The following is a 12,447-nucleotide window of genomic DNA, read 5'->3' as shown; positions in this document are numbered from 1 at the left end:
CCCCGTGGGACCGACCGCGCCGCACTGGCCCGATCAGCGACGAGTGCCTATGCTGCGGGATCGTGTCGAACCACGGCGGGGGGCCGGGAGCGGGCCGATCGGGACTGGCTGCCCGACTGTTGGCCGTGCCACTGCGCTGGTTGGGCCTCGGCACCGGCGTGGCCGGGCTCGCCGCCTCGGGCCTGTTCGGCGGCCTGGACACGGTGGCCAGGCCGGAGGCGCCGACCGTCGCGGTCGGCGAGGTCGTCGACGGTGGGCCGTGGAACGTCACCGTCACCGGCGGCCGGCTGGTCGGAAAGCTACCGAGGCTCCACCTCCGCGACGGCAGGCGCTGGTTCACCGTACTGGCGACGGTCGAGAACACGGCCGACGAGAGCCGTACCGACTTCAAGGACACCATCCGGCTGACCGGTGTCGCCGGGGTCACCGAGGAGCGGGCGAGTCAGGTCCTGCTGGTACGCGACGGCAGCAGGCCGAGCCATCTCAACCCCGGCCTGCCCGAACGGCTCGCCTTCCTCTGGCAGCAGGACGACGCCGTTCCCGTGCCGACCAGCGTGACCGTGCAGGTCTGGGGCACGACGCGCCGACTCGACACCATCAGCGACAGCTGGGAGTGGCGCGATCCCGAGCGCCGGGCCGAGGTCGAGGTGCCGGTGCAGGACCGGAGGGCCGGATGACCGTACCGGCCGAGGATCCGGACCCGAATTCCGTCGTCGGTCATCGGGCGCCGCCCGGCCCCGTACAGCGGATCGGCCTCCGGGCCGGCGCCGGCACCCTGATCGTCGCGGCGCTGGCCCTCGGCGGCGCCATCGCCAACTGGCGGCCGGTCAACGGCGGCGCCGCCGAGGCCCGGGAGCGGCCGTTCGTCCAGGCGGGCAGGTTCGGCGAGACGGTGACGACCCGGCAGTTCGACGCCGCCGTGCTGAGCGTCCGAGGCGCCGCCAAGGTTGCCGGCGGCGGCCAGGCGTACGACACGGCGGGGGTCTGGATCGTCCTGCGGGTCCGCCTGACGACCCGGGAGAAGGCGACCAGCATCGGGTACGCGGCCCTGCGCGACCAGCGGGGCCGGGAGTTCCGGGCCACCACCCGGTTCACCCAGTCGCTGGTCGGCGCCGGCCGGGTCCTCCAGCCGGGGATACCCGTCGAGGGCGACCTCGCCTTCGAAGTGCCCAGGGACGCGGCGACCCGGCTTTCCGCACACTTCGCCCAGCAGCAGGTCGACCTCCGGATGGACGACCTGGCCGAGGTGCCGCTGCCCGCCGTCGACCGGGCGCGGGTCGACGAGTGGGCGAACGCTCCGGCACCGGTACCGCTGGCCAGCGCGGCAGCGGTGACACCGTGACCCGACCATCGTCGGTCCCGCCCGGCCCGGGTCCGGACGCGCTCGCTGCCCCGCCGCCCGCACCACCCCACCGGGACCCACTCGCCCCGCCGCCGCCGTCGACCGGCCCGCCGACGGTGATCCTCCGGTACGCCGAGGTCGACACGGCGGTACTGCCGGTGGTCGACCCCGACCCGCCACCGACAGCCGCCCTCGCGGCCATCGCCTCGGCCGGCCCGCGCCAGCATTCCGGCGGCGACGAAACGCCCATGACCGCGACACCGGCTGAGCCCGGCGGCTCGGGCACCGGGCAGCTCGGCTGGTGGCGACGTAACCGCTGGGGTCTGCTGGCTCTGCTGCCGGCCCTCGTCCTGGCCCTCGGCCCGGGGATGCGGGACGGCTACCAGCGGTACTCCCAGGCGGAGTACCTCGAACCGGTCGGGGTCGGTGCCGACGGATGGGTGGGGTTCTCCGATGCCCGGATCCGGCTGGTGGAGCTGGTCGAGGCGCCGTCTGTGCCGGCGCGCGGCAGCCGGCGGGTCACGCTGCCGGCGGGCGTACGCGTCTGGCGCGCGGTGCTGGTGTTCGAGCCCTCCACTCCGGAGGCGCTGATCGGGTGCCTGTCCTATCTGGAAGACCGGGACGGTCGGCTGTTCAGCTGGAACCCGGCCGAGCTTCGCGGGGCGGGTCTGCCGATTCCCCGGTGCGTCGCGGACGACCCGGCGGTGCGGTCCTTCCAGACGGAGGCGTACTTCGTCCTGCCCGACTCGGCGGTCCCGGCGGCGGTGTGGATCGTCAAGGCGACCCAACGACCGCGCTACGCCCGGCTGCCGCTCGGCTGATCCCCGACCGACGACTCCCCCCTACACCCCCGGCGACGACTCCTCCGCCAACGACTCGGCGGTCGACGGCTCGGCGGCGCGTGCCGGCGGCGGCTGGAGCCGCAGGACCCTGTCCACGGCGGCACCCAGCAGACAGGCCAGCAGCACCGTGCCGACCGCGTCGTTGAGCAGGCCCAGTTGCCCGGAGAGCGGGATCCACACCGACTGGAGGTCCTGCCCGCCGATGATCAACCGCTCCGCCTCCCAGAGCCACTCCCGGGCGGTCTGGGCCAGCAGGAACGCCAGGCAGAAGAGGAGCATCGGAGCCAGACCGGCCCGAACCATCAGCCGTACGCCGTGCACCATCGGCGTGAACCGCTCGCGGAGGTCTGCACCGAGGTTCGTGCCGATCGCGCGTAACGGTCGGGGCAGCGCCCGCCACCGCCGGGCAGCCCGTTCCGCCAGGTCGGTCTCGGTCGGCGGTGGTGGGGTGAGCTGATGGCCGTAGACGACGGCACCGACCGTCAGCCAGGCCAGCGGTACGACGATGGCCACCTGCACCGACCCGGCCGCACCGACCAGGAACGCCCCGGCGGCGCGGACCGGCTCGGACAGCGGTCCGAGTTGGTCGACCAGCGCATGCCAGGAGTCGAGCAGCCAGACGACGACCCGGCGCTCCCGGAGCCATTGCAGCAGCGGGTCCTGTGCCTGCGCGATCGTGGCGGCGACGACGGAGATCCAGATGATCTCGACGTAGGCGCCGGGGATGCCGAGCCAGCCCATCCGGGACCGTTCCTGCCACCTGCCGAGCAGCCAGCGCAGCACCACCGCGACGGCCACCACCGCCATGATCGTGCCGGTGAGGCCGAGCGGGATCCGGCGATCCGCGTTCTCGGCGACCCTGCCCGGGTCGGTGAAGATGGCGGCGTCGGCGAGGTAGGTGTCGACAAAGACCCGGTAGAGGTAGTCGGTGAGGTCCTCCTGGAGGTACCCCCAGGAGGCGTAGACGGCGAGGAACGGCACGAGCGCGCTGCCCAGGTGGTCGAGGAGACTCCTGCGGTGCGGCGGACGAACCGTCCCGTCCTCCGCCGGCTGGCTCCCAACCGGAGCTGCCCGCTGGGTCCTGACGGGAGCGGCCGGCTCGGTCGGCACGGCCGAGAGCCACGGCAGGGACGGGCGCAGGATGCGCAGCATCAGTACCAGCGCGGTGAGGGTGGCGATCGGCCCCAGGACGGCGACCAGCAGCCCCAGGACACCGTTGATCCTGCTCACCTGCACCGCGCCGAGCACGACCAACTCTCGGGCCGCTGCCCCGGCGAAGTAGAGCGCGAACAGCACCGGCCAGTGCCGGACCAGCAGCCGCAGCGAGTTGCCGAGTACGGCGAGCGCCTCCGGCAGCGCCGCGCTGAGCGTACGGCGCCGGCGCGGCGCCCGCGTCACCGTTCGGGTAACCGCCGCCGTGCCATCCGAGCCCCCGATCACGGCCGACAGGGTACCGCCGGGTCCGGACGGCGTGCAGCGCTCTACCGGGGCGCGCTGCAGGCGCCCGGCAGCCACTCGTCCGGCGCGGTGCCGGCGCGGAGTCGTTCGAGATCCTCCAACAGCGAGTCGAGTCGGTCGGGATATTGCAGGTACTCGAGTACGGCGTGCTGGAACGCGTTCGCCATCCCGCTCGGCATCACGTCCGAGGCGTCGAGACAGAGCGGGCTCCGACTCGCCGTCAGCGTCTCCGCCACCCGGTCGCTCACCTCGGGCCGCCGGTCCGGTCGGTCACCGACCGCCGGCTTGGTCGGGATGCTCTGCCGGACCTCTTGGTTGACCGAGAAGAAGCTGCCGGCGCTGCTGCCCTGCCAGATCCGCTGTGCCTCGTCGGTGGCCAGGAACTCGATCAGGTGACGGGCTGCCGGCTTGTCGCTGAACAGCCCGGCGAAGTCGGCGGAGACCATGGAGCCGTCCCGACCCCGGCCGTCCGGACCGGCGCCGTCGAAGGTCGGGAAGGGAAAGAAGTCCGCGGCCCGCACGTCCGCCGCCTGGATGACCCGGCCCGGCCCGTCGTCCGGGTATCCCGCCCGCATGCCGATCACGAACGACGCCTGGTGTTCGAGAAGGCAGCCGGGCTCACTGGTGAACATCGGCCTGCCGGCGTCGGTGAACTCGGTCAGCAGGGCGGCGGCGCTACCGCCCCGGACCATCCCCGGATGATGGATGAGCCGCCCCCACTCCGTCCAGGCGGCCCGCACCTCCGGGGAGTCCCAGCGCAGCCGGCCGGCCGACCAGGCGTCGTAGGCGGCCACCCCCCAGCGGTGCAGCAGGATGTCCTCCAGCCAGTCCGTCCCCGGCCAGCCGGAGCCCGGGGTGGCGCTCATCCCCACACACCACGGCGTCCTCCCGGCCGCCGCCAGTGCCTCGCTGGCCTCGACCAGCGCCTCCCAGCTTCGCGGCGGTCCGGCCGCGCCGAACGGCGTCCGCTCCGGCAGGTACCAGACGAGGCTCTTCAGGTCGGCCTTGATCGGCACCACGTCCAGCCCGCCGGTCGCGTTCAGCTGGGCCAGCCTGCGCCACTGTGGGCTCATCGACGACGCGGGATCGCGGTCGAGCGGCCGGAGTACTCCCCGCCGCAGGTACGCCGCCAACTCGCTCAGGGTCGGCAGCACCGCGACGTCCGGCGGGGTACCCTTCTGCGCCTCGGCGAGGAGGATCTGCCGCACCGCGCGGGTGCCCCGGTAGTCGACCTCGACGTCGTACTGCTCCTCGAAAGCGTTGAGCACGTCCCTGAAGCTCGCCTCCTCGGCGCCGGTCCAGGAGGCGAGCACGGTCACCGTCTCCTCGTCGTGCTGCCCCAGGCAGCCGCCCAGGCCCAGGCCGAGGAGGAGTACCGGCAGCAGGGCCAGGTGGGCACGGATGCGTCGCATGCGGAGTCTCATCTCGACCGGTACCGGTATTCCTCGATGCGCGGACGCAGCCCCAGCCAGACCAGGAGCGCGATCGGCGACGCCAGCAGCAGTACGACGAACGCGCCGGAGGTCGCCCCGGTGGCCAGCGCCGCCTGGTCGTCGACCTCCCCGGCCCGGCTTAGCACCTCCCGGTCCGCCACCGGCGGCGCGGACACGGCCGGTGCCGGCGCCCCGGCTTCGAGACCGCCCCGGAACACGTCGCTGCTCACCGCGCACCCGTCCGCCCGGGAGCAGAACCCGGCGAGGAGCTCGTCGAGCGCGGCTATCCCCTGGTGGTCGGCGCCGGCGGACTGCTCGGCCGACAGCCGGCGGACCTCCGACAGCTCCGCGTGGGCGTCGGCGAGCTGCTCCTTCGAGACCAACACGAACGACGTACCGGCGGTGAGCACGACGAGCAGCACCGTGGCGGCGGCGAGGCCCCAGTTGACCGTCCGGCGGAACCGCCGGCGCAGGTAGCGTTGCGCGCCGACGAGCAGGCAGAGCAGGAGCAGCACCGGCAGCACCCAGAGCAGCGTCGTGCCGGGGCTCAGCCAGCCGGACGAGAGCCGCGCTTCCAGCGCCTCGGTCTCGGCCGCCAGCAGCGTGTCGAGCTGGGCGAGGATTCCGTCGTCGGAGTGCAGCAGCCGGGAGGCGTACCAGGCGTAGGCGGTGGCCAGACCACCCGGCCCACTCTGCCGGTAGTGCGCGTGAGCCTGCCCCATCAGGCCGACGTAGGCGACCAGCAGCCCCTCCACGACCTGGATCTGTCCGCTGCTGCCGCCCTCCGATCCGATGTCCTCGGCGGCCTGTGCCAGGCCCTGGCTGGCGACGGCGATCTGGTTCTGGTACTCCTCGCCCGGCCCGACGAGCCCGGACTGTCGGGTCTGGAAGCTGGTGATCGCCGCCGTGTCGGCCCGGACCAGGGCGGTACGCACCGCCGCCAGCTCCATCACCGCGGGCACGCTCCGGGTGCGTACGGTCTCGGCGCTGCGGTGGGTGCCCCAGATCACGGCGAGGGAGCTGGCCAGCACCAGTACGGTCGCGCCGAGCAGGCAGCCGAGCAGGCGCAGCAGCGTACCCCGGGTCGTGCTCGGCGGCACCGCACCGCCCGCCGCCGGCTCCGTCCGGCTGGTCACCGCCCGGTTGGGTTCCGCCCGGTTGGGCTTCGTCCGGTTGGGCTTCGTCGAGCCGACCGGAGTCGTCATCGGCGCTCCCCGTCATCGGCCGGAGGCGCGCCGAACGGGCGACGGCACGCCTCGCAGCGCGCCCTGCCCGGCGGTGAGATCCGTCCGCACGGACAGGCCTGGTCGGCGGCGCCCGTCCCCGCCGCCGGCTCCGCCGACCGCGGGGTCTGCCGCGGCAGGGGCTGTTTCCGGCGGGCCTGCCACGGCGACTCGCCGTCGCCGACCATCACCGAGCTGATCGCCACCCGCAGCAGCGCACTGCGGGTCCAGTCCTCCTTCAGCCGTACCGGCCGGTCGGGGTCGCCGGTGACCTCCACCAGCCCGACCAGCCGGCGCAGGACCTCGGTGTTGCCGAGCCGCTCCGCCAGGCCGACGGCGAGGCCGAGCTGTGCCTCGGCGGTCTGCCGGTCTCCCGCCTCCAGGGCGTCGCAGCCGGCGGTGACGGCATCGCCCAGTTCCTCCTGCCCGAGGCGTTGGGCGATCACCGGCTCGATCCGGGTCGGCGCCACCGGGTCGTCCGTCCAGCGCAGCACGATCGGCCGGGGGGCGGCGCACCGCTCCCCCGCCATCAGCAGATCCACCCGGGCGGCCCGGACCTCCTCCTCCATCGGTGGCCGGTCGCCGTCGGATCCGTACCCGATCGAGAGGTCCACCAGGAAGTCGCGGGTCTCGTCCCCCGCCCAGGAGCCGGTGTAGAACTCGGTGGTCCGGTCGTCCACCACGGTCGCGTGCTCGGTGAGGTCGGAGATCGTCGGCGTCTCCTGGCGAACCGACCGGACCCGTACCCCGGCAGCGGTGGTGAGCCGGATCCGCAGGTCCGGCACCTGCTTGTCCATCGCCCTGTCCATGATGGACTCGAAGTCGGCGACCAGCTCGTCGACCTGGCCGATCGCCTCGGCCGTGCCGCGCAGCACGGAGGTGATCCGCAACAGTTGACGGTGGTCCCAGTCCTCGCCGATGCCGCGGGCGTCGCAGACGAAGGTGCCCGCGCAACCGGTCAGTACCTCTTCGAGCTGTTCCGGCGTCTCGTGCTCGTTGCGGCCGTCGGTCAGCAGGATCGCGTGCCGCGCCAGTTCCGGGTACGGCCTCAGCAGTTGGTCCGCCAGCCGCAGCCAGCGTCCCATCGCGGTGCCGCCGCTGGCGTAGAGGTGTCCGGCGGCCTGCTTCGCCGCCGCCCGGGTGCTGTCACTCGCCACCGCCATCGACGACCGCGCGGGATAGACCATCCGGGCGGTGTCGGTTCCGGCGACGATCGCGAAGCGGCTGCCGTCCCGGATGCAGTCGATCGCTGCCCGGGTGGCCTGCTTGGCCGCCGTTATCTTGGACTGCGGGTAGCTCATCGAGCTGGAGCAGTCGACCAGCACCACCACCCCGGCCGAGGTCGGCGCCGGCACCGCCGCGTCGGCCGGGGACCGCGCCGTCACCCGGAGCAGGACCGCCATGCCGGTGTCCGCGGTCGACCGGTACGGGTTCTGCACGACCTCCAGCCCGAAGACGTGTGGCGGGCTGTTCCCACCGGGCTCCAATGTCACCGCGGCACCTCCCATCGAATCGCCGCCGCCTCCCAGCGGACCGTCACCACGGGGTCCTCGGCCGCACCGCGTTGGCGAGGTCCACCAGTGCGCCGTGGTCGTCGAGCGTCCGGGCCTGCGTGGCGAGCACCCGCATCGACCGCTCCAGCCGCTGCCGTAGGTCGTGCTCGGTCGGCCTCGGCCCGAGCACCTCACCGCCGTCGCCGAGGCCGTTCCCGGCGCCGTCGCGGAACAGGTCGAGCGCCGCCGCCTGGACCAGCGCGGTCAACCTCTCCCTGGCCTCTCCGGTCTGGTTGCCGCCGTCGAGGTGCAGCGCGGGCAGCCGGCGTACCGCCTCGGCCACGTCGTCGGCGGTCGGGCCGCCGGACGGCAGCCGGCCGCAGAGGATCCGGACCGCGGCCACCCGGGCCCGCTCGTAGTGCAGGGTCTCCCTCGGCACCTCGTCCAGGATCCGCACCGCCCCGGCCCGGTCGCCGTCGCGCAGCCGTAGCCGGGCGAGGCCGAACGCGGCACTGCCCTCGCTCCGGTCACGCCGCCAGATCGCCTGATAGCAGCGGCCGGCCCGGGAGTAGTCGGCCAGGTGCTCGGCGCAGAAGCCGAGGGCGAGCTTCGGGGCGATCTCGCCGGGGCAGTCGGAGTAGGCCGCGTTGAACTCGGTCTCGGCCGCCGCCACGTCCGCGTCAGCCAGCCCGAGCAGGCCCCGGTGCCAGCGGATCCGCCAGTCGTGGTCGGCCCGGGCGCCGAGGTCGGAGACCGCCGCGTCCAGGGAGCCGGCCGCGCTGTCCAGGTCACCCGCTTCCAGGTACGCCCGGCAGAGCGCGAGCCGGACCTCCGGCGAACGCAGGCCGGAGTTGGTCAGCTTTTCGATCAGCCCGCGCGGGTCCGCCGCCCCGGCGGTCGCCAGCAGGTCCACCGCCTCGTCGTCGGGGTCCACCATCGGCGGTGGCAGGCCGCCGGCGGCCCAGGACGGCGCCGGCGGCGCGATGTCGAGCAGCCCGGTCCCGCCCCTGATCCAGACCTCCAGCCCCGGTACGGCCCCGAGCCCGCCGTCCAGCAGCACCGGCGTCGGGGCGAAGACCGTCGACCGCGCCGGATGGGGACGGCCGGTGCGCACCGACAGCAGTTCCCGGAGCACCCCCTTGAGTTGCTGCGACATCTCCGCCGCGCTGGCGAACCGGCGGTCGTACCCGGCGACGGCCCGGTTGACCAGCCGGACGAAGGACTCCACCCCGAACGCGATCCCGTCGGGGCCGGCCGGGGCCGCCGGTCTCCCCTCGTCGCTGACCTCGAAGAGCACCTGGAGGGTCCGGCCGACGGTGTGGATGTCCGACCGGACGGTCAACCCGTGCCGGCGGACCTCCTCGGGTGGGGCCTGGAAGAATTCGGTACCCACCACCGGACTGGCGCGGTCGTCGATCCGGCGTACGCCACCGATGTCGATCACCTTGATCCGGTTCGGGCAGCGGATCACGTTCGCCGGTTTCATGTCGCAGTAGAGCAGGCCCCGATCGTGCAGGTATTCCAGCGCGGCGAGGATCTCGTGCCCGTACGCGAGCACGTGCTCGATCGGCAGCGGGGCGGTACCCCGGGCGGCGGCCTCCTGCACGTCCTGCAACGACTGCCCGTTGAGGTACTCCATCACGATGTAACCGGTCTGCTCGCCGCTCTGTGGATTGCGGTGGGTGACCGAGTTGAAGATCCGAACGATGTTCGGATGGTCGACGGTGGTCAGGAAGCGGCGTTCGGCGACCGCCAGCCGGAGCGCCGCCGCGTCGTTGGTGATAAGTCCCTTCAGGACGACCGGGTTGCCGTCCAGGTGGGTGTCCCGGGCCAGGTAGACCCAGCCGAGGCCGCCCCGGGCCAGGCAGCCGTCGACCTCGTACTGGTCGGCCACCAGGTCGCCCCGGCGCAGCTTCGGCACGAAGGAGAAAGGCGTGTCGCACCAGCCGCAGGCTCCTTCGGGCAACGCGGGCTGGCCGGCGTATCCCCGGCCGACCTCCGCTCCGCATCCGTTGCAGAACCGGCTCGACTCGGGCACCTCGGTGTCGCCGCGCAGCCGGCTGACCGGGTCGGCGGGCTCCAGCTCCGGCAACGGCACCAAGCCGCCGACCAGCCAGGACGGGCCGCCGGAGACCGTCGAACCGGTGCCGGAGGACGCCGGCGGCACGGTGATCGGGGCCGGCAGCGGCCGGCGGTCGCAGGTGTCACAGAAGCCGGTCTCGTCCACCGTCCCGGTGCAGTCCGGACGATTGCACCTCTCCGTCACCACGCCGCACCCCGCCCGTCGCCCCGCCCGTCGCCCCGCCCGTCGCCCCGTCCCGGATCGTCCGACTCGGCGGCACGCTGCCCCCTGGGCTCGGCGGCACGCTGCTCGTCGTGCTCGTCGTGCTCGGCGGCACGGCGGCGGATCGTCGCGGCATACCGGTCGACCAGCACGGCGCAGGCGGCGAGGTCCGCCGGCCCCTGCCAGAGCGCCTCGTGGGCCTCGCGGTACAGCGCGGTCAGGTCCCGGTCCTCGCGCAGCGGCGCCGGTACGCCGGACCGGTAACCGTCCAGCCGGTCCCGCAGCCGGTCGCGTTCGTCGAGGAGTGCCTCCAGTTGCCGGCGGGTCTGCCTGGCGGCGTCGAGTGCCCGGTCGGCCCTGCGTCGGCACGACTCGATGCCGGGCAGCAGCGGGGTGTCGCCGGGGCGGATGGCGGCCGCCCGCAGCGCGGTCAGTCGCAGCCGCAGCCCCGGCTCGTGCGAGGACGGCGCCCGCACCGGGCTGACCCGGGCGGCGACATACGCGTACCGTTCCCGAACGGACTGTTCCGCCGCCCGTACGTCGGCGACCCGGGCGGCCAGCAGTTCGAGCGCGGCGTTCGTCAGGCTCGGCGCGTGGTCGTCGTGGAAGACCAGCAACAGTCGGATGTCGCGTCCGGCCACCCGGTCGGCAATGGGTCGCACCACCTCGGCGACGAGCGCCGCCGGATCGGCCGCCCGGTCCACGCCGTCGAGCACCAGGTTCATCGCCGGTGGTTCACCGGCCATGCTGTCGGCCAGCGACTTCTCCGGGGCGGCACCGACGCTCATCCAGTTGACGATCCGGCTGCTGACCTCGTCCACGGTCCGGCTCGAGACGTCGAGCGCCAGATCGATCCGGCCCGGCGAGGGCTCCCCTACCGGTGTCGACCCGGGTCCGCCCCGGTCGGTGGGCCGGAACTCCCGACTGGCCCGCACGACGACGTCGCGGAGGGCGGCGTGCGCCGCCGAGCCCGGGGCGGTGACGATGATCTGCGCGTCCGGCGGTGCGCCCGGGGCGAGGAAGTCGGTGAGCTGCCGGACCACCGTCTCGTCGGTGGCCACCGGGCCGGCCGGGGCGGCGAAGCTCGCGTCGACCGCCGAGTCGCCGCTGACCCACTCGCGGACCCGGGGCAGGTACCTGATGATCGTCTCGACCGGGATCATCCAGGACAGTGCCGAGCCCCGGCCGGCGAGGTAGCTGACCACGATCCCGAGCACCTGGTCGGTCTCCTCGTCGAAAACCGCGGTGCCGCTGAACCCGGGCTCCACGGCCGGACCGGTCGACTCGGAGTCGAGTTGGATCCACTCGCCGCCGGGCCCACCGTCCCCGGCAAGCCGAGCCCGGGCCCAGACCCCGGTCGGAACGATCGCGGGGAAGCCGAACATCCGTACCGTGCGCCGGGCGCCGGACGGCAGCCGGCGCAGCAGCGGTCCGGTGTCGGACGGCAGCGGCTCGGCGAGACGGAGCAGAGCCAGGTCGGCCCGTTGGTCGTCCTGCGGCGGCTTCCAGCAGCCGTCGACCACCCGGGCCCGGACCGGCGGTACGCCCGGACGGATTCCGACGAGTTCCACCTCGAAGTCCCGGGACGGTCTGCCGGGTACCTCGCCCGGCTCGGGGGGCCGGCCCGGGAGGAGAATGTGTGCACAGGTCAGCACGTGCCGGTCGCCGAGGACGACGCCGGCACCGCGGACTCCGGCGCGCTCGTCCCGGATGCATGCCCGCCACTGAGCGCGGCCCGAATGCGACACACGGCAACGTTATTCGCACGCGTCGGATCGATGCCACCCGTAACAAGGTCGGAAATCGGTCTTCCTTGCTGGCCCCCGGAGTTCGGCGACGCTTCCGGACCGGATGACCGGCTGGCCGCCAGGCCGGATGACTGGCTGGACCGTCTCCGATAGTGTTCAACCGCCACTGGACGTGGCTTGGGTCGGCCTGACACAGGCTCAGCCGCAGCAGGGCATCCGGTATCGGGGAGGACTCGAATGGCCAGCATCGAGGAAGTCAAAGCCGCGCTCGCCCAGGCCGCCGAGCAGGGAAACACCACGCTCAACCAGATCCGGTCGTCGATCGAGAACACCGAGCAGGTGCTGACCCGTCTCCGTGCGGTGGCCGCTGGCACCAACCACGCCATGATCGCTGAGGCGATCCAGCGTGCGGAGCAGAGTAAGCAGCGGCTCACCGAGGCAGCCACCCTCATCCAGGGCAGCGCCGCCGCCGCTCGCCAGTACGTGAGCGTCCTGGGCTGACACGAAAATCGGGCGTCCTGCCGAGGGTTGAGATCAGGTGGCTTCGATGGGTTGGATGGTGGTCTGGTAGCCGAGTTGGTGGAGCTGGTCGAGGAGTCGTCGGGCGTGGCGGGCTTTGCGGTG

At 73.4% G+C, this 12,447-nt stretch carries 10 protein-coding genes; 4 read left to right on the top strand and 6 right to left on the bottom strand.

Annotated features, from left to right (window positions below; genetic code table 11):
• Positions 1-62: 62 nt before the first annotated feature.
• From ABNF97_RS17125 to ABNF97_RS17115, 3 genes are read left to right on the top strand one after another with little or no spacing between them, the layout of a single operon-like run.
• On the top strand, positions 63-677 hold the full coding sequence (locus ABNF97_RS17125) for a hypothetical protein (RefSeq protein ID WP_130464249.1): 615 nt from the start codon (positions 63-65) through the stop codon (positions 675-677).
• Positions 674-1,342: a hypothetical protein gene (locus tag ABNF97_RS17120; protein ID WP_130464250.1), complete on the top strand. Its 669-nt coding sequence runs from the start codon at positions 674-676 to the stop codon at positions 1,340-1,342. Before ABNF97_RS17125 ends, ABNF97_RS17120 begins: the two co-directional genes overlap by 4 nt.
• Positions 1,339-2,163, top strand: coding sequence for a hypothetical protein (locus tag ABNF97_RS17115; protein WP_349339113.1), 825 nt, complete (start codon positions 1,339-1,341; stop codon positions 2,161-2,163). The genes ABNF97_RS17120 and ABNF97_RS17115 overlap by 4 nt, the downstream gene beginning before the upstream one ends.
• Positions 2,164-2,184: 21 nt before the next feature.
• On the opposite strand, the gene ABNF97_RS17110 is transcribed toward ABNF97_RS17115, so the two are convergent.
• The 6 genes from ABNF97_RS17110 to ABNF97_RS17085 are packed head-to-tail and all read right to left on the bottom strand — an operon-like array spanning position 2,185 to position 11,823.
• Positions 2,185-3,624 carry a hypothetical protein gene (locus ABNF97_RS17110; protein WP_349339112.1) on the bottom strand — a complete coding sequence of 480 codons (1,440 nt, stop codon included), beginning with the start codon at positions 3,622-3,624 and terminating at the stop codon, positions 2,185-2,187.
• A gap of 41 nt (positions 3,625-3,665) precedes the next feature.
• Positions 3,666-5,054, bottom strand: a complete 1,389-nt coding sequence (locus ABNF97_RS17105) for an ABC transporter substrate-binding protein (protein ID WP_349339111.1) — start codon at positions 5,052-5,054, stop codon at positions 3,666-3,668.
• 8 nt (positions 5,055-5,062) lie between these two features.
• Positions 5,063-6,280: a GlnX family signal transduction membrane protein gene (locus ABNF97_RS17100; RefSeq protein WP_349339110.1), complete on the bottom strand. Its 1,218-nt coding sequence runs from the start codon at positions 6,278-6,280 to the stop codon at positions 5,063-5,065.
• The gene (locus ABNF97_RS17095) at positions 6,277-7,791 is read right to left on the bottom strand and encodes a vWA domain-containing protein (RefSeq protein WP_165436832.1); all 1,515 of its coding nucleotides are present in this window, start codon (positions 7,789-7,791) and stop codon (positions 6,277-6,279) included. Before ABNF97_RS17095 ends, ABNF97_RS17100 begins: the two co-directional genes overlap by 4 nt.
• Before the next feature lie 43 nt (positions 7,792-7,834).
• Entirely contained in the window at positions 7,835-10,057 is a 2,223-nt protein-coding gene (locus ABNF97_RS17090) for a serine/threonine-protein kinase (RefSeq protein WP_349339109.1), read from the bottom strand.
• Entirely contained in the window at positions 10,054-11,823 is a 1,770-nt protein-coding gene (locus ABNF97_RS17085; protein WP_349339108.1) for a trypsin-like peptidase domain-containing protein, read from the bottom strand. The genes ABNF97_RS17090 and ABNF97_RS17085 overlap by 4 nt, the downstream gene beginning before the upstream one ends.
• A 237-nt stretch (positions 11,824-12,060) precedes the next feature.
• On the opposite strand from ABNF97_RS17085, the gene ABNF97_RS17080 reads away from it, so the two are divergent.
• A complete protein-coding gene (locus ABNF97_RS17080; protein ID WP_130464258.1) occupies positions 12,061-12,324 on the top strand; it encodes a hypothetical protein in 264 nt (87 codons plus the stop codon).
• Positions 12,325-12,447: the final 123 nt, after the last annotated feature.

The organism is Plantactinospora sp. B6F1 (assembly GCF_040120695.1).
In the GTDB taxonomy this organism is placed as follows: Bacteria; Actinomycetota; Actinomycetes; order Mycobacteriales; family Micromonosporaceae; genus Plantactinospora.
The sequence above is the reverse complement of the archived record's forward strand: the minus strand, read 5'-3'. Positions and strand labels throughout refer to the sequence as shown.